The sequence below is a fragment of the Micromonospora sp. NPDC051227 genome (assembly GCF_044455385.1).
Lineage (GTDB): Bacteria > Actinomycetota > Actinomycetes > Mycobacteriales > Micromonosporaceae > Micromonospora.
In genome coordinates this window covers 189944-212900 of sequence record NZ_JBITET010000008.1, presented here as the reverse complement: position 1 = coordinate 212900, position 22957 = coordinate 189944, and the positions used below count along the sequence as shown (strand labels likewise).

The window sequence follows — 22957 nt, the reverse complement described above, 5'->3', positions numbered from 1 at the left end:
CTGCGTATGGTCTACGCATAAAAGCGTACGCCATACGCAGAAGGGGAACTGATCATGACGATCACCACCACACCGGCACCGCGGGCGGGCCGGCGGGAGTGGATCGGGCTCACGGTGCTGATGCTGCCGCTGCTCCTGGTCTCGATGGACGTGTCGGTGCTCTACTTCGCCGTCCCGTTCATCAGCGCGGAGCTGCGTCCCAGCGCCACTGAGCAGCTCTGGATCTTCGACATCTACGGCTTCGTGCTGGCCGGGCTGCTCATCACCATGGGTGCCCTGGGTGACCGGATCGGCCGACGCCGCCTCCTGTTGATCGGCGCCACCGCGTTCGGCGCGGCGTCGCTGCTGGCCGCGTACGCCGACAGCACCGCGACGCTGATCGCCGCGCGTGCCGTGCTCGGCGTCGGTGGGGCCACTCTGATGCCCTCGACGCTCGCCCTGGTGCGCAACATGTTCCACGACGCCAAGCAGCGCGGGACCGCCATCGGCATCTGGACCGCCACCCTCACCGGTGGCATCGCCATCGGCCCCGTGCTCAGCGGCATCCTGCTGGAGCACTTCTGGTGGGGCTCGATCTTCCTGATCAACATCCCGGCGATGCTGATGCTGCTCCTGCTCGTGCCGCTCCTGGTGCCCGAGTTCCGCAACCCGGCGACCGGGCGGTTCGACCTGATCAGCGCGGCACTGTCGCTTGGCGCGCTACTGCCGGTGATCTACGGCATCAAGGAGATGGCCCGCGACGGCCTCAGCCCGGTGCGGGTCCTTTCCATCGTCGGCGGTCTGCTGGTGGGGGCGATCTTCCTGCACCGGCAGCGGACCAGGGCGTACCCGATGGTCGACCTCGCGCTCTTCCGCCGTCGCGGCTTCGCCGGGTCGCTCGCGGTCAACCTGCTGGCGATGTTCGCCATCGTCGGCTTCGCCATCTTCACCACCCAGCACCTTCAACTGGTGCTCGGCCTGAGCCCGCTGCGGGCGGCGCTGTGGAGCCTCGTGCCGTCCCTCGCCGTGGGTGGAGTCGCGCCGGCCGCCGCCGCCCTGGCCCAGCGCGTCGAACGGGCGTACCTGATCGGTGCGGGGTTCGGCATCGCCGTGGTCGGCTTCGTGGTGTTGACCCGGGTCACCCCGGAGACGCCGCTGTGGCTGCTGCTCGTCGGCGCCAGTGTCTACGCGGGCGGCCTGGTGATGGTGATGTCCCTCGTCACCGAGCTGGTCCTCGGCGCGGCGCCACCCGAGCAGGCCGGTGTCGCGTCGGCGCTGACCGAGTCCAGCAGCGAGCTGGGCGGTGCGCTGGGAATGGCGATCCTGGGCAGCGTGGGCGCGGCGGTCTACCGCCGCGAGATCGTCGACGGCCTGCCGGCCGGGCTGCCCGCCGACACCACCGCCGCGGCCCAGGAGACCCTGGGCGGTGCGCTCGCGGTCGCCCAGGGGCTGCCGGCGGATCTGGCCGACGCGGTGCGGCACGCCGCCGCTGTCGCGTTCACCGACGGGCTGCACCTGGCCGCGTACGCCGCCATGGTGGTGATGCTGCTCGGCGCGGTCACCGCGCTTCTCGCGCTGCGCGGCGTCCGACCGGCCGACTCCACGACGCTGGCCGTCGAGCCGACCGGTCCGGCCGGTACCTCGTTGTCGTCGGTCAGTCGATGAGCACGTGCGCGAGCCGGTCGCGGAAGCGCCGCTCGGAGTCGCTGACCGACTCGCCGCCGATGCCCAGCAGCCCACCGCTGGACGCGGCGCCCACCACCTGCTCGGCGATCTTCACGAGCCAGTGCTTGTACGCGCCGGCCTCCCCCTCGTCGACCCGCGCCGCCAACAACGCGCCGGCCTGGCCGGCCCGCAGCAGCACGTCGTCGATGTACGCCCCGGGGTCGGCGGGCGCGATGGCCGGCAACTCCTCGCCGGTGTCCGGGTCACCGACCCGGGTGACGATCTCGCCGGCCACGGCGGCGACCAGCGGGCTGGCCGACTCCCGGCCGGCGGCGATGGTCTCCAGCCCGGCCGCGTTCTCCGCCATGGTCCGGCGGGTGCCGTCGGACTCGGCGGCGCTCGCCGCGGTCAGCACCGACTGCGGCAGGCCGACCAACAGCCCCCACTCCCCGTCGGAGAAACCGAAACCGGTGTACGCCGGCTGCTCGATCACGGCAATGCCCCTTCCGCCCTGCTCTGCTTTGTCAATCGGTGCTCTGCTTGCTCGATCCACCGGGCCCGAAAGCGGCACCCGGGTCAGGCTAGTCCAGGGTCAGCAGGCCCTGTTCGGACACCACGCGCACCGACAACGTCTTGTACCCGACCTCATCGAAGAGAACCGTCATCTTGTCCTCCTCGTACGACAGCACCAGGCCGGACCCCCACTCCGGGTGCCGCACCTGGCTGTGCACCGGGAACGGCCCGACCGCGCCCTGGTCGGCCACGCTGGTCCCGTTGTGGCAGTTGTCGCAGTGGCCGCAGACCTGCGTCATCTGCTCGCCGAAGTAGGCCAGCAACGTCTGCCCCCGGCAGGCGGTGGTCTCGGCGAAGGCCCGCATCATGTCGGTGCGGGACCGGGTCACCGTCTGCTGGCGCTCCGCCTCGGCCAGCGCCGCCGCGGCGGCGTCGGTCGGGGTGGGGGAGTAACGGGGCGCGCCGATGCGCTGCCGGGCGCGTGGCTCGGCCGCCCCGACCTGCTCCAACAGGGAGAGGTACTGGCCCAGCTTGCGCGGCCCGAGGCCGGAGGCCTCGCGCAGCTCGGTCTTGGTGGCCGGCTTCTTGCGCAGCAGCGCGGCCAGGTCGCGCAGCTCGTCGACGTCGGGCAGGCCGCCGCTGAAGAACCGTTGCAGGCCCACGTCCTCGGCCTGCCAGAGCAGCAGCACCCGGGCCGGTTGCCCGTCGCGGCCAGCCCGGCCGATCTCCTGGAAGTAGCTGTCCGGCGAGTCGGGCAGTGCCGTGTGCACCACCCAGGCGATGTTCGGCTTGTCGATGCCCATGCCGAACGCCGAGGTCGCCACCATGATCGGCACCTGGTCGGCGAGGAACGCCTCATGCAGTTCGTGGCGTGCGCCGGCCGCCATCCCACCGTGGTAGAACTGCGCCGGGTAGCCGGCGTCGGTCAACCGGGTGGCCAGCTCCTCGGCGGCACGGCGGGTGGGCACGTAGATGATCCCGGGTCGCTCATCGTCGCTCAGCAGCGCGATCAGTCGCCGCCACCGGTAGTCCTCGGTGGGGCAGTGCGCGACCTCGACGAACAGGTTCGGCCGGTCCAGCCCGGAGACCACCACCTCCGGGTCGCGCAGCCGCAGCCGGGCGATGATGTCGTCGCGTACCGGAGGGGAGGCGGTGGCGGTCAGCGCGACCACCGGCGGCCGACCGATGCCGTCGATGAGGTGCCCGAGCGCCAGGTAGTCGGGGCGGAAGTCGTGCCCCCACGCCGAGATGCAGTGCGCCTCGTCGATCGCCACCAGGGCCGGCTTCAGCTCGGCGACCTCGGCCATCCGGTCGGGATTGCTGAGCTGTTCCGGGGTGATGAAGAGGAACTCCGCCCGGCCCTCGCGGATCTCGGTGATCGCCTCGGCCTGCTGGCCGGGCGACTCGTTCGAGCTGATCCGCACCGCCCGCAGCTCCGGGCGTTGCCGCTCGTTGAGGGAGGCGATCTGGTCCTGCTGAAGGGCCAGCAGTGGCGAGATCACCACGGTGGGGCCGGGGATCAGGCTGGCCGGGATCTGGTAGATCGCCGACTTGCCGGCTCCGGTGGGCAACACCACCAGGGCGTCTCGCCGCTTCATCACGGCGCGCATGGCGGCCAGTTGGTTGGGCCGCAGCGCCTTCCAGCCGAAAAGGCTGCGGGCCGCGCGGCGCAACGTCATCGAGTGCGTGGACAGTTTCATCGAGGGCCGGAGGTACCCGAGCCCATGACCGCCGAAACGCGTTCGGGCGATCACAGGCAGGGCGCCGGCCATGCCCTCGACGGTCGGCTCGTTGATCGCCGCCTCAGCGCAGCCGAGGCAGGACCTCGCGCTGGTAGAGGTCGAACAGACCCTGGTAGTGCGGGCCGGTGTTGGCCACGTAGACCTCGTCGAAGCCGGCCTTGGCGTACTTGTCGATCATCTCCAGGTGGGCCTCGGCGCTGTTGCCGCAGACGAACGCCTCCTTCAGCATCTCCGGCTTGACCAACTCGGCGGCCTGCTCGAAGTGCCGCGGTGAGGGCAGCACCTGGGACAGCTCACCCGGCACGCCCGCGTTGGGCCAGCGCTCGTACGCGATGCGCAACCCATCCTCCTCGCTGTCCGCGTACGCCGCCTTGAAGCCGGCCTGGCACGGCTTGTCGCCGCCGCCGTTCTCGCGGAAGCGGCGGACCATCTCGCCGTCGGGCATGGTGCTCACGTAGCCGTCACCGATCCGCGCGGCCAGGTCGATGGACTTCGGCCCGAAGCCGGAGACGTAGATCGGCGGGGGAGCGTCGGGCAGCGTGTAGATCCGGGCCTGCTCCACTGTGTAGTGCTTGCCGTGGTGGCTGACGAAGCCGCCGCCCCACAGCGCGCGCAGCACCTCGACGGCCTCCTCCAGCATCTCCAGCCGGACGTCGGCCTGCGGCCAGGCGTCGCCGAAGATGTGCTCGTTGAGCGCCTCGCCGGTGCCGACGCCGAGCACGAACCGCCCACCGTGCAGCACCGCGCTGGTCGCCGCCGCCTGCGCGATCACGGCCGGGTGGATCCGCAGGGTCGGGCAGGTCACCGCCGTGGTCACCGGCAGCGAACAGACCTGGCTGAGCGCGCCGATCATCGACCAGACGAACGGGCTCTGGCCCTGTGCGTCCACCCACGGGTGGTAGTGGTCGGAGATCCACAGCGCCTCGAAGCCGGCCCGTTCGGCACCGCGCGCCTGCTCCAGCAACTCGGCTGGCGTGAACTCCTCACTGGACAGAAAATATCCGATCTTCATGGCCTACCCCTTCGGCACGCGGACCTGCTGATGGGGAGAGCCGTACCCCGGTCGTGGTCGACCACACCCGGCCCGTGGGCCCGGATCGGCACGGGTCGCTCAGCGTCGACCGAACATCGCCCGGATCGCGGCGAGGAGCAGCAGGGCGCCGACCACCAGGCCGAGCAGGCGTACGCCGGGGATGTCGGCCGGGCTTGTCGCGTCGGCCAGCAGGACGGGATCCATCCCCGCACTCTCCCCGGGGAGCGGGCCGCCAGGCAACTGTAAGGTTTATTGACTATTGAATCGCTCAGTGTGACCATGGCAGGACCGCCTGCCGGTGGCGGTGCGCCGAGGGCGCGCGAGAGATGGGGTACGGGGGCCGCATGAGCGAGCGCAACCAGCGGGTCGACGGGGGCGCACCGTCGCCGGTGATCGACATCGATCACTGCAAGGGGGCGGAGTGACCACGACCAACGGGCACCTCCCGGCGCTCGCCACCGCCGTCCTGCAACCCGGCTTCGTCGGCACCACCCCACCACCGTGGGTGTGCCGCTGGCTCGGCGAGGGTCTCGGCTCGGTGGTGCTCTTCGCCCGCAACGTCGTCGACACCGAGCAGGTGGCCGCGCTCACCGCGACGCTGCGCGCGGAACGGCCGGACGTCATAGTGGCGATCGACGAGGAGGCCGGCGACGTCACCCGGCTGGAGTCGGTGCACGGCAGCTCCCGGCCCGGCAACTTCGCCCTCGGCGCGGTCGACGACCCGGAGCTGACCGAAGCCGTCGCCCGGGACCTCGGCGCCGAGCTGGCCGCGGCGGGGATCACCCTGAACTACGCCCCGGACGCCGACGTCAACTCCAATCCGGCGAACCCGGTGATCGGCGTCCGTTCCTTCGGTGCCGACCCGGTGCTTGTCGCGCGGCACACCGCCGCCTGGGTTCGCGGGCTCCAGGCCGGCGGCGTCGCGGCCTGCGCCAAACACTTCCCCGGGCATGGCGACACCCGGGTCGACTCACACCACGACCTGCCCCGGATCGCCGCCGACCGGGACCGGCTGGACGCCTGCGAACTGGCCCCGTTCCGCGCCGCCGTGGCCGCCGGGGTGCAGGCGGTGATGACCGGTCACCTGCTGGTGCCCGCACTCGACCCACACCTGCCGGCGACGCTGAGTCAGCGCATCCTCGGCGGGTTGCTCCGCGACGAGCTGGGCTTCTCCGGCGTGGTGGTCACCGACGCGGTGGAGATGCGCGCCGTCGCCGACCGGTACGGCTTCGCCGGGGCTACGGTCCGCGCCCTCGCCGCCGGGGCCGACGCCATCTGCATCGGTGGCGAACGGGCCGACGAGCAGGCCGCCCGCGAGCTGCGCGACGCCATCGTGGCCGCCGTCGTCTCCGGTGAGCTGCCCGAGGAACGTCTCGCCGAGGCCGCCAAGCGCGTCGGTCAACTCGCCGCCTGGACGGTGGCCGCCCGCAGCGCCGGCTCGGCCGGAGCGCGCGCCGCCACCGACGTCGGGCTGGTCGCCGCCCGTCGGGCCGTCCGGGTCACCGCCGCCCCGGGCGCGACGGCCGCGCTGCCCCTGACCCACGCGGCACACGTCGTCGAGTTCGAGCCGCTGCGCAACATCGCCATCGGCGCCGAGACCCCGTGGGGCATCGGCGGTCCACTGACCGAGCTGCTGCCCGGCACCAGCACGGTCCGCTACGCCGAAGCCGACGTGCCGGCGGACCCGGGCGCCGGTGCCGGCAGCCGCCCCCTGGTCCTGGTCGTCCGTGACCAGCACCGGCACGACTGGATGCGCGCCGCCGTGCACCGCGCGTTGGCAGCCCGGCCGGACGCGGTCGTGGTCGAGTTGGGCGTGCCCGAGCTGGTCACCGGGGCGGTGCACCTGGCCACCCACGGCGCCACCCGGGCCAGTGGACAGGCTGCCGCCGAGGTGCTCACCGGGGCCCGCTGACGGACCGCCCTACGGGAGGTCGGCGACCAGGTCGGCGTACTCGGGGTGCTTGTCGATGAACGCGGACATGAAGGGGCACTGCGGCACCACTGTCGTGCCGCGGGCCCGGAGCTGGTCCAGGGTGCCGCGGACCAGCGTGCCGCCCACCCCCTTGCCCTGAAAGCCCCGGTCCACCTCGGTGTGGGTGAAGACCAGGACCTCCCCGCGCGGCAGGTACGCGGTGAAGCCGGCCAGCGCGTCGTCGACCAGGATCTCGAAGCGGCGCTTCGCCGGGTTGTCCTCGACCAGGGTGCTCATCCGGCCATTCTCCCCGCCTGCTCGGCCAGCGAGTCGAGTTCGCCGAGCAACCGGTCCACCTCGTCGGCCGTGTTGTAGTGGTAGATGCTGGCCCGCACCGCGCCGCCGCTGTCGCGTAGACCCATGAGCTGGAAGTACTCGTAGGCGTAGTAGTCGCCGACGGAGAGGCAGAACCCGGCGGCGCCCAACGCCTCCTGGGTGGCCGCCGGGGACATCCCGGCGACCCGGAACGACACCGTCGGGCAGCGCCGCGCCGGCGAGCCGTAGACGGTGATCGCCGGCCGCTGCGCCAGCCCGGCGACCAGCCGGTCCAGCAGTGCCTCCTCGTGCGCCTGGGCGGCGGCCAGCCCGGCCCGCAGCCGTGCCCGCCGGTCCCCGACCGCGTCCGGGTCCAGCCCCGCCAGGTGATCCACCGCGGCGGCCACGCCGGCCAGCAGCGGGAAGCTCGGCGTGCCGTACTCGAACCGGTCCGGCACCGCGTCGGAGGACGGCACCAGCTTCGCCGGGCGCAGCGCCGCCCACCGGGCCGGGTCCGCCACCATCGCCGCCAGGTGCGGGCCGGACCACTTGTACGCGCTGGTGACCAGCACGTCGGCACCGAGCGAGCCCAGGTCGGTCGGCCCGTGCGGCACCGAGTGCACCCCGTCGACGTAGACCAACGCGCCGACCGCGTGCGCGGTCTTGGCGATCGCCGCCACGTCCGGCATGGTGCCGATGGCGTTGCTGCCGGCGGTGACCGCGACCAACCGGGTCCGCTCACCCACCAGGTCCGCGTACTGGGCCGCGGGCAGCTCACCGGTGTGCCGGTCGACCTCGGCCCAGCGCACCGTCGCGCCGGCCGCCTCGGCGGCCTGCACCCACGGCCGTACGTTCGCGTCGTGGTCGAGCCGGGAGACCACCACCTCGTCACCCGGGCGCCAGGCCGCGCCGAGCGTGCGGGCCAGGGTGTACGTCAGCGCGGTAGCGCTCGGGCCGAGCACCACCCCGGCCGGGTCGGCGCCGAGCAGGTCGGCCACCGCCGAACGGGCCTCGGCCACCAGCTCCAACGACCGGCGACCCGCAACGTTGGCGGCGCTGCGATTGCCGACCGCCGACCGCATGGCGTCGGCGACCGCGTCGATCACACCGGCCGCGGTCTGGGTGCCCCCGGCGCCGTCGAAGTGGACGAAGCCCTCGGTCAGGGCGGGGTAGGCGGCCCGGGTGCGGGCGATGTCGAACGGCATGTCCGGGACCCTAGCCGGTGCTCCTCGTACCCTTTCCGGCCGCCAGGTGATCACCGTTCGGCGGCGACGTCGCGGATGTCTCGTACTCTTGGCGAGGTGACGAACCGACCCGCCACCATGCCCATTCCCTCCGTCCGCCGCGCCGCCGGTCTCTTCGCCGGTCTGGCGCTCGGCCTCGCCGTGCTCGCCGGGTGCAGCTCCCAGGGAGCCTCCACCGACTGCGGGCTGGACGCCTGCACCGTCACCTTCGAGCGGGGTGTCGACGCGAGCGCCACCATCCTGGGCGTCGAGGCCAAGCTGGTCGGCGCCGAGGGTGACCAGGTGACCGTCGAGGTCGCCGGCGAGCAGCTCACCCTGACCACCGGCCAGCAGGCCGCCGAGGCCGGGGGCTTCGCTGTCACCCTGGACAGCGTGACCGACCAGCAGGTCAAGATTCGCGTATCGCGCAACCCGGGCAGCTGACCTGGGCGGGCGGCGGTGGCCGACGTTTGGGAATCTTCCGAATCGGAGATTGTGACGCCATGTCACTCACCCGTAGCGCCGAAGCCACCGCCTCCCGAACGGCGGACAGCCGGTGGCTGGAACTCCTCGCCCGGGCCGGCTTCATCGGCTACGGCATCGTCCACCTCCTCTTCGCCTGGTTGGCGTTGCAGATCGCGTTCGACAGGTCAGCCGCCGACGGCGACCAGTCCGGCGCGCTGCGTACCCTCTCCGCACAGCCCCTCGGCAAGTTCCTGGTCATCGCCGTCGCTGTCGGCCTGCTCGCGATGGCTATCTGGCAGGCGCTGGAGGCGGCGGTCGGGCACCGCGCCGAGCGCGGCAAGGAGCGGGTCATGGAACGGCTCGCCTCGGCCGGCCGGACCATCGTCTACCTCTACTTCGCCTGGACCGCCTTCAAGGTCTTCAAGGATGCCGGGTCGAACAGCGCCGACCAGCAGGAGGCGTTGACCGGCAAGCTCATGACCTCCAGCGGGGGTCGCTGGCTGGTCGGCCTGGCCGGGCTGGTGCTCGCCGCGATCGGTGTCGGGCTGGTGATCTACGGGATCGTCAAGCGCTTCGAGAAGCACCTCAAGACCGGCGAGATGAGCCCGAAGACCCGCCAGCTCGCCCGCCGGCTGGGCATGGCCGGATACATCGCCAAGGGCGTCGCCTACGGCATCGCCGGTCTGCTGATCATCGTGGCGGCGGTGAAGTACGACCCGGAGAAGGCCCGTGGCCTGGACGCCGCGCTGCACACCCTGCGTGAGCAGTCCTACGGCACGTTCCTGCTGACCCTGGTGGCCCTCGGCATCGCCGCCTTCGGCGTCTTCTGCTTCCTCCAGTCCCGGTACCGCAAGGTCTGAGCTGGTCGATTCCCGGGCCGTCGGGCACTCTTGGGCCTTTGCCCGAGTGCCCGACGCCTGGTCGAAGGGGAGCACCGAAGCCGTGCAGAACTATCTCGAAACGGCCGTCGCCGCGCTCGTCGCGGCGGCGGTCGCCCTGTTCCTGGTTGAGGTCGTCCACCGGTTGACCCGGCGGTTCGGCCGCCGGTCACTGCTGTTGACCGAGTTGACCGACCACGCGCACCGCCCGTTCCAGGTCGCCGGAACGGTCCTGGCCGTGCAGTTCGCCGTCCGCTTCACCACCGGGTACGCGGTCGGCGAGAGCTGGCGGCAGTTGCTGCTGCACCTGCTCATCCTCGGCGTCATCGCCACAGTGGCCTGGCTGGTCGCCTGCCTCCTGGTCGTCGTGGAGGACACCGCGCTGGCCCGGTTCCGGGTCGACGTACCGGACAACCGGCACGCCCGTCGGGTACGGACCCAGGTGGTGATGCTGCGCCGCCTGACCATCGCTGTGATCGTCATCCTGACCGTGGGCGTGATGCTGATGACGTTCCCCAGCGTGCGGGGCATCGGTGCCGGTGTGCTGACCTCGGCCGGTGTGGTCGGTGTGGTGGCCGCGCTCGCCGCGCAGAGCCTGCTCGGCAACGTCTTCGCCGGCCTCCAGCTCGCCTTCAGCGACGCCGTCCGGCTTGACGACGTGGTCGTCGTCGAGGGGGAGTGGGGTCGCGTCGAGGAGCTGACCCTCAGCTACGTCGTGGTGCAGATCTGGGACGACCGCCGGTTGATCCTGCCCACCTCCTACTTCACCAGCAAGCCGTTCCAGAACTGGACCCGGACCGAGGCGGCGGTGCTCGGCACCGCCGAATTCGACGTCGACTGGGCGGTACCCGTGCAGACCATGCGCGAGGAGTTGCGCCGCCTCGTCGAGGGCACCGAGCTGTGGGACGGGCGGGTCTGCGTCCTCCAGGTCACCGACGCCACCGGCGGGACGGTGCGGTTGCGCGCACTGGTCAGCGCCGCTGACGCGGGCAGCCTGTGGGATCTGCGCTGCCTCGTGCGGGAGCACCTGGTCGCCTGGATCCGGGACAACCGCCCGACCGCGATGCCCCGGCTACGCACCGAGCTGGGCGACTCCAACAGCAACCTGTCCTGGCAGTGGGTGCAGCCGAGGCGACCGGCCCGCCGCCCGTCCGACACCGAGGCGCCCGACGACGCCCGTGTCTTCGGCGGCAGCAACGACGGCGACGCCCGCAGCGAAGCCTTCGTAGGCCCCGAAGAAACCCGCCCCTGAACCGCCCCGCTGGCCTTCATGATCACCGCAGTGGGGTGGGTGGATGGGGTCTGGGAGGTTTGGTTGCCGTTGGGTGGGGGATGTGCTGCCGGACGTCTCTGGCGTGATCGCGGCGGCTGGCCGCGTATTGGCGGCGCGGCGTCCGGACAACGGGGACGGTGAGCTGCTTGGCGCGCTTTAGGATTGACGAGCGGCGACTTCGGGCATACAGCGCGGTGATGAGGAAAGGAGGACAGCATGGCTGACGTGGCGAAAGCCCGCACATCCCAGAATGGGAGCGAGCCCTCCACCGCCGAGTTGGTGCAGCGGGCCACCGAGCAGGTCTCCCGTCTCGTACGGGACGAACTGGCGCTGGCCCGAGCGGAGTTGACCCAGAAGGGCAAGCACGCCGGCATTGGCATCGGGCTCTTCGGCGGCGGCGGCGCACTGGCGTTCTTCGGCCTGGGCGCGTTGGTCGCCACGGCGATCCTGCTGCTCGACCTGGTGTTGCCCGCCTGGGCCGCTGCGCTGATCGTGGCGGTGGCCTGCTTCCTGGTGGCCGGCATCCTCGCCCTGGTGGGCAAGAAGCAGGTCAGCCGTGCCGTCCCACCGGTGCCGGCGGCGACGGTCCGCAGCCTCCGGGCCGACATGGACACTGTCACCGCCGCGGTGAAGGACAGGGGGCGGCAATGACCGGCAACGGAACCGGCGACACGGAGGCTCTCCGCGAGGAGATCCGTCGCACCCGGGTCGAGTTGGGCGAGACGATGGAGGCGTTGGCCGCCAAGGCCGACGTCAAGGCGCGTCTCAAGGAGTCCGCCGAGCAGGCGAAGGAGCGGATGCGGGAGCAGGCGGCGCAGACCGTCGCTCGGGTCCGCGGGCAGGCCGCGCGTGGTGCCGGAATGGCCCGCGCGCAGGCGTACGAAAAGGGCGAGTTGGTACGCGCACAGGCGTACGACAAGGGCGAGTTGGTGCGCCGCAACCCGGTGCCGTGGGCGGTCGTCGCGGCCGGTGCGGTGGCCACCGTGGTGGTGCTGATGATCGTGCGGGGGAGGCGTAGGTGAGCAAGAGTATCGGCAGGGTCGCGTACCGGCCGGTCGGCGTGTTGATGGGTATCGCCGCCGGCGCGGTGGCCGGGGCGATCTTCCGGCAGGTCTGGAAGGTCACCGCGGGCGACGGTGAGGCGCCCAACGCGACCGACGAGGATCGCGGCTGGGGCGAGATCCTGGCCGCCGCGGCGTTGCAGGGGGCCATCTTCGCGGTCGTTCGGGCCGCCGTGGACCGGGGCGGCGCGGTCGGCGTCCGTCGGATGACCGGCAGCTGGCCGGACTGACCGCACAGCGACTTCAGCCCCCTTCCCGCATCGATGGGAAGGGGGCTTTCGCATGGCTTCGGACGCCGCCCAGCGGCACTGAGGCATCCGTCAGGTCACATGTCGGAGAAATTAGTCGGAGAGGTCGTGACAGACTTTTTGCGTACGTGATTTGCTGGTCCCCGCTGTTGCGAGATGGCGTGGGTTGAGAGAAGTCTCCTTCGTGGGGCTGCCTCAGGCGCCGCTGCTCAAAAACGGCCAATCGGCCGGACGGCGTGCACGGCCGCCAGTTTTTAGAGGGAGAAACACATGGCTCAGGGAACCGTGAAGTGGTTCAACGCTGACAAGGGCTTCGGCTTCATCACCGTCGATGGTGGGGGTGCCGACGTGTTCGTCCACTTCTCGGCCATCCAGTCCAGCGGCTACCGCTCGCTGGAGGAGAACCAGCGGGTGGAGTTCGAGATCGCTCAGGGTCAGAAGGGCCCGCAGGCTGAGCAGGTCCGTCCCATCTGAGTAGGACGGCCGGCCCCCGCCGGCCAGTGGGACGATCCGGCTCAAGGGTCGCGGTAAAGCCCCGCATCCCGGTTGGGATGCGGGGCTTTCGCCTGCTCGGGCTCCCCGGTGCGGCGTCCGGTCAGCGTCGACGCGAGCGCAGGCCGAGCCAGATCACCACCAGCCCCGCCGCCGCCACGAGCGGGCCGATCACCGCCCAGATCTTCTCGTCGGTCATCACGCTGCCGCTGACGTAGCCGAGGCCCTGGACCGTCCACACCGCACCGATCACCACGGCCAGCAGGCCGAGGGTGAGCGGAAGCCAGCCCCTCATCGCGTCCCCTCTCCGCCGCCCGAGGCGGCGCGCCGCAGACCAGCATCGCCGGCCGGGCGGCGCGACGCGAGCACCCCGGGCGCGCGGGTCACCACCGGTCGTGCACCTGCGGGCGGATCAGCTCGTCGTAGGTCTCGCGCACGGCTGCCAACTGCTCGTCGGTGAGCGGGGACAGGGCCGCCGCGGCGGCGTTGCGTCGGGCCTGGTCGGCGTCGCGGGCACCGGGGATGACCACTGTGACGCCCGCCTGGTCCAACACCCAGCGCAGCGCGAACTGCGCCATCGTGCGGTCCGCGTCGACAAGCGGGGCCAGCCGGCGTACGGCGGCCAGACCTCGGTCGAAGTCGACTCCGGAGAACGTCTCCCCGACGTCGAAGGCCGCGCCGTGCCGGTTGTAGTTGCGGTGGTCGTCGGCGGGGAACTCGGTGTGCTCGTCGTAGCGGCCGGAGAGCAGGCCGCTGGCGAGCGGCACGCGGGCGATGATGCCGACCCCGGCTGCCGCCGCGGCGGGCAGCACACGCTCCAGGGGCTTGTGGCGAACCGCGTTGAGGATGATCTGCACGCTGGCCACCCCCGGTCGGGCGATCGCGGTGAGGGCCTGGTCGCAGGTCTCGACGCTGACCCCGTACCCGGCGATGGCCTTCTCGGCGACGAGGGTGTCCAGGCCGTCGAAGACCTCGTCGGAGGAGAAGACCTCGGTGGGCGGGCAGTGCAGCTGGACCAGGTCCAGGGTGTCCATGCCCAGGTTGGCCCGGGAGCGGTCGGTCCACTGCCGGAAGTTGGCCAGGGTGTACGCCTCCGGCCGCTGCTCGACGCGGCGGCCCATCTTGGTGGCGACGGTCAGCCCGGCGTCGGGTCGGGTGCGCAGGAAGCGGCCGATGAGCTGCTCGCTGCGACCGTCGCCGTACACGTCGGCGGTGTCGAGGAAGGTGACCCCGGCGTCCACGGCGGCGGCGAGCACCGCCATGGCGTCGTCCTCGCTGACGGTGCCCCAGTCGGCGCCGAGTTGCCACGCGCCCAGGCCGACCGCGCCAACGGTCCGGCCGAGCCGGTTGAAGCTGCGCTGTTCCATGCCCCGAGCCTAGTGATCGGGTTGCCACCCTGCCACGCGGAGCCGTACCTTCAGCAGTACGGACGTACGGTTAGGGAGGCGACCATGTGGGACCCGACGACCTATCTGCGCTTCGGCGACGAGCGGTCCCGGCCGTTTCACGACCTCCTCGCCCGGGTTCCGGCCGAGCGACCCCGGACGGTTGTCGACCTCGGCTGCGGCCCCGGTCAGCTCACCGCCGTCCTCGCCGAGCGCTGGCCGACGAGTCGGGTGCTCGGCCTCGACTCCTCACCCGACATGATCGAGCGGGCCGAGGCCCTCGGCGCGCCCGTCGACTTCGCCGTCGCCGACCTGCGCGACTGGGGTCCGACCGGCGACGAGGACGTGGTGGTCAGCAACGCGGCGTTGCAGTGGGTCCCCGGCCACCAGGAGCTGCTGCGCCGCTGGGCCGCCGAGCTGCCCGCCGGCGCCTGGCTCGCCATGCAGGTCCCCGGCAACTTCGCCGCCGACTCGCACCGCGCCCTGCGGGAGGTCGCCAACCGGCCGACCTGGCGGGCCGACGTCGCGCCGCTGCTGCGCGCGGACCCGGTCGACGACCCGGCCGACTACGCGGCGCTGCTGACCGCCGCCGGCTGCGCGGTGGACGCCTGGGAGACTACCTACGTGCACCTGCTGCCGGCTCGACCCGCCGCCGAGCACCCGGTGCTGGCCTGGATGGAGGGCACCGCGCTGCGCCCGGTCCGGGCCGCACTGGACGCCGCCGGCTGGTCCGCCTTCCGGGCCGAGCTGGGAGTACGGCTCACCGCGGCGTACCCGGTGCGGCAGGGTCAGGTGTACTTCCCGTTCCGCCGCGTCTTCGTCGTCGCCCGCACCGGCGACCATGCCCAGGAGAACCCGTGACCGACCTGCCCACCTTCATCGCCGGCCTGCCCAAGGTGGAGCTGCACGTGCACCACGTCGGCTCCGCCTCGCCCCGGATCGTCGCCGAGTTGGCCGCCCGCCACGAGGGACGCACCCCCGTGCCGGCCGACCCGGACGCGCTGGCCGCCTACTTCGAGTTCCGCGACTTCGCGCACTTCATCGAGGTCTACCTGAGCGTCGTGGACCTCATCCGCGACCCGGAGGACGTCTGGATCCTCACCCACGAGGTCGCCCGGGAACTGGCCCGCCAACAGGTCCGGTACGCGGAGCTGACCATCACCCCGTACTCGCACGTCCGACGGGGCATTCCCGCGCCGGCGTTCTGCGAGGCCATCGAGGACGCCCGCAAGCGCGCCCTGGCCGACTTCGGCATCGAGCTGCGTTGGTGCTTCGACATCCCCGGCGAGGCGGGCCTGCCGGCGGCCGAGGAGACGCTGCGCATCGCGCTGGACGAGCGCCCGGACGGGTTGGTCAGTTTCGGTCTGGGTGGCCCGGAGATCGGCGTACCCCGACCGCAGTTCCGGCCCTACTTCGACCAGGCCCGCGCCGCCGGGCTGCGCTCGGTCCCGCACGCCGGGGAGACCACCGGGCCGCAGACCGTCTGGGACGCGCTGAACGAGTTGGGCGCCGAACGGATCGGGCACGGCATTTCCGCCGCCCAGGACCCGCAGCTGCTGGCGTACCTGGCCGAGCGGCAGATCGGGATGGAGATTTGCCCGACGTCCAACGTCCGTACCCGGGCGGTGGCCACCCTCGACGAGCACCCGTTGCCCCGACTGGTCGAGGCCGGGCTGCTGGTCACCATCAACTCCGACGACCCGCCGATGTTCGGCACCACCCTCAACGACGAGTACGCGGTGGCCGCCCGCCTGCTCGGCGTCGGTGCCGAGGGCCTGGCCGGGCTGGCCCGCAACGCGGTGACCGCGTCCTTCCTGGACGCTGCCGGCCAGCAGCGGATCCTCGCCGAGATCGACGCGTACCTCGCCACCGCCGGCTGAGCTGGTCGGCCGGGCTGGTCGGCCGCTCGGGTGTCGGCTGGGCTGGTCGGCCGGCTGGGCCGGTTGGTTGAGCAGGGCGCGCGGCGGGAGCGTGGGTGTGGGGGGACCTGTGACTCCCGCCGCGCGCGCGGCTCCACCGGCCGTGGGTGCGTGGTGCGCTCAGCCGGTGGAACTGGTGGGTTCGTGCTCTGATCCTGTCAGCCCGAGGCCGATCCAACGCGGTCGTTAACCGCGATCTAAGGAAGACTTGCGCCGGCGCACAGCCCGGGTTCGGCCGGGTCAGTCGTCGGTGGGGCGCTGGCGGGGCCAGCGACGTCCGGTGGCCTTCGTGTCCCGGGCGTCGCGGGCCATCCGGCCGACCAGGCCGAAGCGGCTGACCTGCCGGGGCGTCGCCTCCGGGTCGGCGAGCAGCATCACCACACTGGCCCCGCCCAGCCGGGCGCGGTCGATGCTCACCGAGCCGTTGGCCTGCAACGCGACCCGCTTGGCGATGTCCAGCCCGAGCCCGGTCGAGCCCTGGTCACTGGCGCCCCGGCGCAGCGCCCGGTCCGGGTTGGCGATGCCGGGGCCGGCGTCGTCGATCCGGATCGCCACGTAACCGTCGCGCCGGGACACCGCCACCTCGAACGCGGTGCCCTGCGGCGTGTAGCGGAAGACGTTGCCGATGACCGCGTCCAGTGCGGCGGCCAGTTCGGCCCGCGGCACCGGCGCCGGGATGCGCAGCTGGGCGCCGTTGACCCGGTGCGGCCGGTTCTGGTCGCCGGCCAACGCCGCCCAGAACACCATCCGGTCGCGGACCACCTCGCTGACGTCGCACATCGCCGGCCCGGCCTCGAGCGCCACCGTCTTACGGGTGGTCTTGATCAGCACGTCGATCTCACCCTCCAGGGTGACGATCGCCTGCCGGATACGCCGGATCCCGCGCAGCCGGTCCAACTCCGCCGGGCTGAACGAACCCACGCTGGTGTCGTCGGACTCCAACGCCTCCGCGTCCAACCGCAGAACCGTCAACGGGGTACGCAGACGATGTGACAGGTCGGCCACCAACTCCCGCTCGTCGGTGCGGGCGGCGTCCAACCGGTCCGCCATCCGGTTGAAGGCGTACCCGGCCTCGGCCAGCTCGCGCGGACCGGTCGGCTCGACGCGTACGCCGAGGTCGCCGTCGCCGACGGAGAGCGCGGCCTTGACCAGACCCCGGGTCGAGTCCACCGCGCGGGCAGCTACCCGGTCGACCACCAGCACCGCCGCGCCGGCCATCGCCGCGCCGACCGCGAACAGCAGCAGCCAGGTGCCGCCGGCGCCCTCGCCCAGCGTCGACTCCGGAAGGAACACCTCGACCACTGCCGTCCGGTCACCGAGGACGACCGGGTCGAGCCGGGCCACACCCCCGTCGACGTCGACGACCAACGACTGGCGCTCGGAGCGGGCCCGGTCCAGGTCGCTGCCGCTGGCCCGACCGGCGGACTCGTCCAGCCCCAACCCGTGCACCACGGGCCGGGTGGGTGCGCCCTCGGCGCTGGCCACCACGGCACGCTCGACGACCGCCGGGTCGGTGCTCACCGCCAGGGCGCCGGTCACCAGCGCGCTGCGCCGCGCCGCGTCGGCGATCGCCTCGTCCCGGCTCTGCTCCCGCAGGCTGAGCCCGAGCGGGATCAGGAACGCGAGCGCCACGAGACTGCACATGCCGGCCGTGAGCAGGGCCAGCGCCGTCCTCAGTCCGGTGCCACCAGCCGGAATCCGACCCCCCGCACGGTGCGCAGGTAGCGCGGCTTCGCCGCGGACTCGCCCATCTTTCTGCGGAGCCAGTACAGGTGAACGTCGATGGTCTGATCCTCGCCGACCGATGGCTGCCGCCATACCTCCTCCAAGAGTTCCCGGCGGGACACTACCCGCCCAGGTCGTGCGGCGAGATACGCCAACAGGTCGAATTCCTTGCGGGTCAGCGCCAGCGGCTCCCCGTCGAGCTGGGCGCTGCGCTCACCCACGTCCACCCGCAGCCCGCCGACGCTGTGCACCGCGGGCTGCACGGACCGACTGGCCCGGCCGGCCCGGCGCAGCACGGTGGTGATCCGGGCGTCCAGGTGCGCGCCGGTGAACGGCTTGACCATGTAGTCGTCGGCGCCGGCGCGCAGCAGCTTGACCACCGACTGCTCGTCGTCGCGTGCGGTGGCGATGATGATCGGAACGTCGGTGATGCCGCGCAGCATCCGCAGCGCGTCCGAACCGTCCAGGTCGGGTAGGCCGAGGTCGAGCACCACCAGGTCGGGTGTCTCCGCGGCGACCCGACGCAGGGCGTCCAACGCCGTACCCACGGCGTGCACGGCATGCCCCCGGTCGGTGAGGGACCGCAGCATCGCGCCGCGTACGACGTGATCGTCTTCGACCAGGAGCACGGAGGCCACGACAAGACCGTACTTGGCCTGGCAAGTTGATCGCGTTGCGGCGTGCCTGGCGACCGGGCAAGCTGGTACGACGATGTCGTTCACCCTGTTCGCCGATGCCCGCCTGGCGCTCGCCCGGGACAGCCTCGCCGGTCTCTCCACCGGCGACGCGCTCGGCGCGCAGTACTTCCTGCCGGGGCCCGCGCCCGTGGATCTCGCCGACGACGCGCTGCCGCCAGCGCCCTGGGAATGGACCGACGACACCGAGATGGCCTGCTCGGTCCTCGCCCAGTTGGCCGACTCCGGCGGCATCGACCGGGACCGGCTCGCCCTCTCCTTCGCCGAGCGATGTACCGAGCGGCGGGGCTACGGCGCGGGCGCGATGCTGATTCTGGAGCTGATCCGCACCGGCACCCCGTGGCCGCTGGCCGCCGCCTCCGCCTTCGACGGGCAGGGCTCCTGCGGCAACGGCGCGGCGATGCGGGTCGGCCCGCTGGGGGCTTACTTCGCCGACTCGACGGCGCGCGCCGCGGCACAGGCCCGCGCGTCCGCCGAGGTGACGCACGCGCACCCGGAGGGGATCGCCGGCGCGGTCGCCATCGCCGTCGCCGCCGCGCTGGCCGCCCGAGCCCGCCTCGACGGGCACCGGCCGACCCCGGAGCGGCTGCTCGCCGGGATCGCCGCCGCGCTCGACCCGGGCACCGAGGTGCACCGGGGCGTACACCGGGCCGCCGGGTTGCTCGGCCGGCCGTTGCCCCGGGTGGTGACGGCGCTCGGCAACGGCTCCCGGGTGACCGCCCAGGACACCGTCGGGTTCACCCTCTGGGTGGCCGCCACCCACCTCGACGACTATCCGGCGGCCATCGAGACCTGCGTACGGGCCGGTGGGGACGTGGACACCACGGCCGCCATCGCCGGAGCGGTGGTGGCGGCGCACACCGGCGTCGGCACCCCGGGCGGGGTGCCCGAAAAGTGGCTGGCCGCCCGCGAGCCGCTACCTACCTGGCTCCCCTGACCCCCGAAAGCTGCCCTGGCCAACCGGGCTGCCCTGCCTGCGCCTGCGCCTGCGCCTGCCCTGCGCTGCTCGGCGCCTGCGCCTGCGCCTGCCCTGCCCTGCGCTGCTCGGCGCCTGCGCCTGCGCACGATCAACTCGGCTTCCTGGAAATCGGGTCGTCCGGGCGGCGGGGATGCCGCGGTTTCCTGAAAGCCGAGTCGATCACCGCTAAATCGGGCTGTCCGTGCGGCGGAGATGCCACGGTTTCCGTGAACCCGAGTGGATCACCGCGATGCTGCGGGAACAGCGGGCTGCGGGTCGGCGGACCGCGGGTCAGCGGCCTGGGGGTCGGCGGACCGCGGGTCAGCGGGCTGCGGTTCGGCGGACCGCGGGTCGGCGGGTTGCGGGTCGGCGGGCGTCGGGTCTGGCGTTGCGGTGTCGTCTCCGCGGCCGGTTATCTCGGCCAGCGTCGCGGCCTCGTCCGGGCCGCCGGTCACCTCGGCGAGCGCGGTGGCCTCGCCCGGGTCGCGTCGGCGCCAACGGCTGACGAGCCAGCCGATCGCCGCGCCGCCGCCCAGCCCGGCGAGCAGGCCGGCGGCCAGCATCCCGTCGGCGCTGCCCTCGTCGGCGCCGTCCGCCGGGGCCGGCGGTGCGGCGTCCACACCGCTGTCCGCTGCGGCCGGTGCGCCGGCCGCCGGGCCGGCGTGCCCGCCGTGTGCGGCCGGACCCGCCGCGCCGGGCGCCGCCGGCAGCAGGGCGAGAGTCGGGGCCCGGTGCGGGCCGGCGGCGTCCGCCCACCGGACCACAGTGCCATCGGCGTACGTCTGGACGACCTCGAAGGTGAGCCGCTCGGCCTGCGGCATCGGCCCCATGGAGAGCGCCAGCCGAGCCGGCCCGGGGTCACTCTCACCGACCCGGACCCAGGTCACCGCGGTCGTGACAGTGCTCACCCCGGAGGAGTGGATACCGGCCACCGGCGTGTCCAGGGTGCGGGAGCTGATCCGGGGCGCCCAGCCGTTCACCGACATGGGGTAGACCTCGGCGATCGGCGCGTCGGCCGGCAGTCGGACCTCGATCTGGTTCGTCTTCGTGCCGGCCCGCTCCTCCGGAACGCTGAACTCCAGTCGTACCGCGTCGCCCTGCCGGGCCTCGGTCGGGGTGGTCGTCACGTCCGCCGCGTACGCCGTGCCAGGCCAGAGCAGCAGCCCAGCGGCGGTCACCGCGGTCGCCGCCACGATCCGCCGCAGACGGCCACCGCCGTACGTGCTCGCCATCTCGTGCCCCCATCCGTGTCGACGCGGCCGGCACCGGTTTCCGGCCACACCTTCTAGTTCGGCTGCGAGGCGCGAAAGGTTCAACGTCGGCGGTAAGGAGGTGCCCTTCCCGGTCGGAGGCGGGGCGACCGATAGCATCGGCAGGAGCCGAGGATCGGCACCGTTTCGTACCACTTGGAGGAGTCACCGTGTCCGCACCCCGTACCCCCGCCGTGGCCGACCCCGTCGTCGTCGCCGCCGGGACCACGGCGGCCGACGCGGTGGCCGCGGCCGGACTGCCCGCGAACGGCCCCAAGGCGATCGTCGTGGTCCGCGACCCGCAGGGCCAGCTGCGCGACCTGGACTGGACGCCGACCGAGGAGACCGTCGTCGAGCCGGTCAGCCTGGATTCGCCCGACGGGCTCAACGTGCTGCGCCACTCCACCGCGCACGTCCTCGCCCAGGCCGTGCAGGACATCTTCCCCGAGGCCAAGCTGGGCATCGGCCCGCCCATCGAGAACGGCTTCTACTACGACTTCGACGTCGACAAGCCGTTCCAGCCCGATGACCTCAGCAAGCTCGAGAAGCGCATGCAGGAGATCATCAAGTCCGGGCAGCGGTTCCGTCGCCGCCGCTTCGGCAGCCTGGACGAGGCACGCTCCGAGCTGGCCGACGAGCCGTTCAAGCTGGAGTTGATCGAGGTCAAGGGTGAGGGCCTGGACACCGACGAGGTGATGGAGGTCGGCGGCGGCGAGCTGACCATCTACGACAACCTCGACGCCAAGGAGGACAAGGTCTGCTGGTCGGACCTGTGCCGGGGTCCGCACCTGCCGACCACCCGACTGATCGGCGCGTTCAAGCTGATGCGCTCCGCCGCCGCGTACTGGCGGGGGTCGGAGAAGAACCCCCAACTACAGCGGGTGTACGGCACCGCGTGGCCGACCCGCGACGAGCTCAAGGCGTACCTGAAGCTGTTGGAGGAGGCCGCCCGGCGCGACCACCGCAAGCTCGGCGCGGACCTCGATCTGTTCAGCTTCCCCGACGAGATCGGCTCCGGCCTGGCGGTCTTCCACCCCAAGGGCGGCATCATCCGCCGCGAGATGGAGCACTACTCCCGCCAGCGGCACGAGGCGGCGGGGTACGAGTTCGTCAACACCCCGCACATCACCAAGGCGCAGTTGTTCCAGACCTCCGGTCACCTGCCGTACTACGCGGACACCATGTTCCCGCCCATGCAACTGGAGGGCGCGGACTACTACCTCAAGGCGATGAACTGCCCGATGCACAACCTGATCTTCAGGTCGCGCGGGCGGTCGTACCGGGAGTTGCCGCTGCGGATGTTCGAGTTCGGCACTGTCTACCGGTACGAGAAGTCCGGCGTGGTGCACGGCCTGACCCGGGTCCGTGGCCTGACGCAGGACGACTCGCACATCTACTGCACCCGTGAGCAGATGGCCGGCGAGCTGTCCACGCTGCTCAGCTTCGTGCTCGACCTGCTGCGCGACTACGGCTTGGACGACTTCTACCTGGAGCTGTCGACCCGGGACGACTCGCCCAAGTTCATCGGGGCCGACGAGGACTGGGCCGAGGCCACCGAGGCGCTGCGGACCGCCGCCGAGACCTGCGGCCTGGACCTGGTTCCCGACCCGGGCGGCGCGGCGTTCTACGGGCCGAAGATCTCCGTGCAGGCCCGTGACGCCATCGGCCGGACCTGGCAGATGTCCACCATCCAGGTCGACTTCAACCAGCCGGAGCGGTTCGCGTTGGAGTACCAGGCCGCCGACGGTAGCCGGCAGCGGCCCGTGATGATCCACCGTGCGCTGTTCGGGTCGATCGAGCGGTTCTTCGGGGTGCTCACCGAGCACTACGCGGGCGCCTTCCCGGCCTGGCTGGCGCCGGTGCAGGTGGTGGGCATCCCGATCCGCGAGGACCACACCGACTACCTGCACGGCTTCGTCGCGGCGCTGCGCGCCGAGGGCATCCGGGCCCAGGTGGACGCGGGTGACGACCGCATGCAGAAGAAGATCCGGACGGCGCAGCAGCAGAAGATCCCGTTCATGGTGATCGCCGGTGACGACGACGTGGCCGCCGGTACTGTCTCCTTCCGCTACCGCGACGGCTCCCAGCGCAACGGGGTGCCGGTCGCCGAGGCCGTGACCCACGTGCTGGACGTGGTCAGCTCACGGACAAACGTCGGCCCGTCCGCCGCCGCGGAGTAGTAGCGACGCGTGCCCGGCCGGCCGCGCCGGCCGGGCACGCACGGCT

At 72.2% G+C, this 22957-nt stretch carries 24 protein-coding genes; 13 read left to right on the top strand and 11 right to left on the bottom strand.

Annotated features, from left to right (window positions below; genetic code table 11):
- The first annotated feature begins 54 nt into the window (after positions 1-54).
- Positions 55-1644, top strand: a complete 1590-nt coding sequence (locus ACIA47_RS21115) for an MFS transporter (RefSeq protein ID WP_396710013.1) — start codon at positions 55-57, stop codon at positions 1642-1644.
- On the opposite strand, the gene ACIA47_RS21110 is transcribed toward ACIA47_RS21115, so the two are convergent.
- The 4 genes from ACIA47_RS21110 to ACIA47_RS21095 form a co-directional block, all read right to left on the bottom strand.
- Entirely contained in the window at positions 1634-2137 is a 504-nt protein-coding gene (locus ACIA47_RS21110) for a hypothetical protein (RefSeq protein WP_396710011.1), read from the bottom strand. The two genes, ACIA47_RS21115 and ACIA47_RS21110, sit on opposite strands and share 11 nt — an antisense overlap.
- An 88-nt stretch (positions 2138-2225) precedes the next feature.
- Positions 2226-3857, bottom strand: a complete 1632-nt coding sequence (locus ACIA47_RS21105; RefSeq protein WP_396710009.1) for a RecQ family ATP-dependent DNA helicase — start codon at positions 3855-3857, stop codon at positions 2226-2228.
- Between the two features lie 103 nt (positions 3858-3960).
- On the bottom strand, positions 3961-4911 hold the full coding sequence (locus tag ACIA47_RS21100) for a TIGR03557 family F420-dependent LLM class oxidoreductase (protein ID WP_396710007.1): 951 nt from the start codon (positions 4909-4911) through the stop codon (positions 3961-3963).
- 99 nt (positions 4912-5010) lie between these two features.
- The gene (locus ACIA47_RS21095) at positions 5011-5136 is read right to left on the bottom strand and encodes a hypothetical protein (RefSeq protein ID WP_255750123.1); all 126 of its coding nucleotides are present in this window, start codon (positions 5134-5136) and stop codon (positions 5011-5013) included.
- 217 nt (positions 5137-5353) lie between these two features.
- Between ACIA47_RS21095 and ACIA47_RS21090 the strand changes: the two genes are divergently transcribed.
- The gene (locus ACIA47_RS21090) at positions 5354-6844 is read left to right on the top strand and encodes a glycoside hydrolase family 3 protein (RefSeq protein ID WP_203123041.1); all 1491 of its coding nucleotides are present in this window, start codon (positions 5354-5356) and stop codon (positions 6842-6844) included.
- Positions 6845-6853: 9 nt separating this feature from the next.
- Here ACIA47_RS21090 and ACIA47_RS21085 read toward each other — a convergent pair whose 3' ends face one another.
- Together ACIA47_RS21085 and ACIA47_RS21080 are read right to left on the bottom strand one after the other, a co-directional pair.
- Positions 6854-7141 carry a GNAT family N-acetyltransferase gene (locus ACIA47_RS21085; protein WP_203123038.1) on the bottom strand — a complete coding sequence of 96 codons (288 nt, stop codon included), beginning with the start codon at positions 7139-7141 and terminating at the stop codon, positions 6854-6856.
- On the bottom strand, positions 7138-8364 hold the full coding sequence (locus ACIA47_RS21080; RefSeq protein ID WP_396710004.1) for a cysteine desulfurase-like protein: 1227 nt from the start codon (positions 8362-8364) through the stop codon (positions 7138-7140). Before ACIA47_RS21080 ends, ACIA47_RS21085 begins: the two co-directional genes overlap by 4 nt.
- A 96-nt stretch (positions 8365-8460) precedes the next feature.
- Between ACIA47_RS21080 and ACIA47_RS21075 the strand changes: the two genes are divergently transcribed.
- The 7 genes from ACIA47_RS21075 to ACIA47_RS21045 all read left to right on the top strand — a co-directional run bounded on the left by ACIA47_RS21075 (position 8461) and on the right by ACIA47_RS21045 (position 12781).
- Positions 8461-8826: a hypothetical protein gene (locus ACIA47_RS21075; protein WP_203123035.1), complete on the top strand. Its 366-nt coding sequence runs from the start codon at positions 8461-8463 to the stop codon at positions 8824-8826.
- Positions 8827-8885: 59 nt separating this feature from the next.
- A complete protein-coding gene (locus ACIA47_RS21070) occupies positions 8886-9707 on the top strand; it encodes a DUF1206 domain-containing protein (protein ID WP_203123033.1) in 822 nt (273 codons plus the stop codon).
- An 82-nt stretch (positions 9708-9789) separates the two neighbouring features.
- Positions 9790-10977 carry a mechanosensitive ion channel domain-containing protein gene (locus ACIA47_RS21065; RefSeq protein WP_203123030.1) on the top strand — a complete coding sequence of 396 codons (1188 nt, stop codon included), beginning with the start codon at positions 9790-9792 and terminating at the stop codon, positions 10975-10977.
- 237 nt (positions 10978-11214) lie between these two features.
- Positions 11215-11649: a phage holin family protein gene (locus ACIA47_RS21060; RefSeq protein ID WP_203123027.1), complete on the top strand. Its 435-nt coding sequence runs from the start codon at positions 11215-11217 to the stop codon at positions 11647-11649.
- Entirely contained in the window at positions 11646-12020 is a 375-nt protein-coding gene (locus ACIA47_RS21055; protein ID WP_396709999.1) for a DUF3618 domain-containing protein, read from the top strand. Before ACIA47_RS21060 ends, ACIA47_RS21055 begins: the two co-directional genes overlap by 4 nt.
- Complete coding sequence (locus ACIA47_RS21050; RefSeq protein ID WP_030338235.1) at positions 12017-12289, top strand: DUF4235 domain-containing protein; 273 nt, start codon at positions 12017-12019, stop codon at positions 12287-12289. Before ACIA47_RS21055 ends, ACIA47_RS21050 begins: the two co-directional genes overlap by 4 nt.
- Before the next feature lie 288 nt (positions 12290-12577).
- Positions 12578-12781: a cold-shock protein gene (locus tag ACIA47_RS21045; RefSeq protein ID WP_088962828.1), complete on the top strand. Its 204-nt coding sequence runs from the start codon at positions 12578-12580 to the stop codon at positions 12779-12781.
- A gap of 121 nt (positions 12782-12902) precedes the next feature.
- Here the strand turns inward: ACIA47_RS21045 and ACIA47_RS21040 are convergent, their stop codons facing one another.
- Both ACIA47_RS21040 and ACIA47_RS21035 read right to left on the bottom strand, forming a co-directional pair.
- A complete protein-coding gene (locus ACIA47_RS21040; protein WP_196922219.1) occupies positions 12903-13094 on the bottom strand; it encodes a hypothetical protein in 192 nt (63 codons plus the stop codon).
- An 88-nt stretch (positions 13095-13182) separates the two neighbouring features.
- Positions 13183-14166 (bottom strand): aldo/keto reductase, encoded by a 984-nt coding sequence (locus ACIA47_RS21035; protein ID WP_091401706.1) that lies wholly within the window; start codon positions 14164-14166, stop codon positions 13183-13185.
- 84 nt (positions 14167-14250) lie between these two features.
- On the opposite strand from ACIA47_RS21035, the gene ACIA47_RS21030 reads away from it, so the two are divergent.
- Together ACIA47_RS21030 and ACIA47_RS21025 are read left to right on the top strand one after the other, a co-directional pair.
- Positions 14251-15045, top strand: coding sequence for a trans-aconitate 2-methyltransferase (locus tag ACIA47_RS21030; protein ID WP_396709996.1), 795 nt, complete (start codon positions 14251-14253; stop codon positions 15043-15045).
- Positions 15042-16064 (top strand): adenosine deaminase, encoded by a 1023-nt coding sequence (locus ACIA47_RS21025; protein ID WP_396709994.1) that lies wholly within the window; start codon positions 15042-15044, stop codon positions 16062-16064. Before ACIA47_RS21030 ends, ACIA47_RS21025 begins: the two co-directional genes overlap by 4 nt.
- Before the next feature lie 279 nt (positions 16065-16343).
- On the opposite strand, the gene ACIA47_RS21020 is transcribed toward ACIA47_RS21025, so the two are convergent.
- Both ACIA47_RS21020 and ACIA47_RS21015 read right to left on the bottom strand, forming a co-directional pair.
- Complete coding sequence (locus ACIA47_RS21020) at positions 16344-17747, bottom strand: HAMP domain-containing sensor histidine kinase (RefSeq protein WP_181539338.1); 1404 nt, start codon at positions 17745-17747, stop codon at positions 16344-16346.
- A 29-nt stretch (positions 17748-17776) separates the two neighbouring features.
- A complete protein-coding gene (locus ACIA47_RS21015) occupies positions 17777-18466 on the bottom strand; it encodes a response regulator transcription factor (RefSeq protein ID WP_091401712.1) in 690 nt (229 codons plus the stop codon).
- A 73-nt stretch (positions 18467-18539) separates the two neighbouring features.
- On the opposite strand from ACIA47_RS21015, the gene ACIA47_RS21010 reads away from it, so the two are divergent.
- Positions 18540-19460 (top strand): ADP-ribosylglycohydrolase family protein, encoded by a 921-nt coding sequence (locus tag ACIA47_RS21010; protein ID WP_396709991.1) that lies wholly within the window; start codon positions 18540-18542, stop codon positions 19458-19460.
- A gap of 263 nt (positions 19461-19723) precedes the next feature.
- On the opposite strand, the gene ACIA47_RS21005 is transcribed toward ACIA47_RS21010, so the two are convergent.
- Complete coding sequence (locus tag ACIA47_RS21005) at positions 19724-20713, bottom strand: DUF1775 domain-containing protein (protein ID WP_396709989.1); 990 nt, start codon at positions 20711-20713, stop codon at positions 19724-19726.
- Between the two features lie 188 nt (positions 20714-20901).
- Here ACIA47_RS21005 and thrS point away from each other — a divergent pair, with 188 nt between their 5' ends.
- On the top strand, positions 20902-22911 hold the full coding sequence (gene thrS / locus ACIA47_RS21000; RefSeq protein ID WP_396709987.1) for a threonine--tRNA ligase: 2010 nt from the start codon (positions 20902-20904) through the stop codon (positions 22909-22911).
- The last annotated feature ends 46 nt before the right edge of the window (positions 22912-22957 follow it).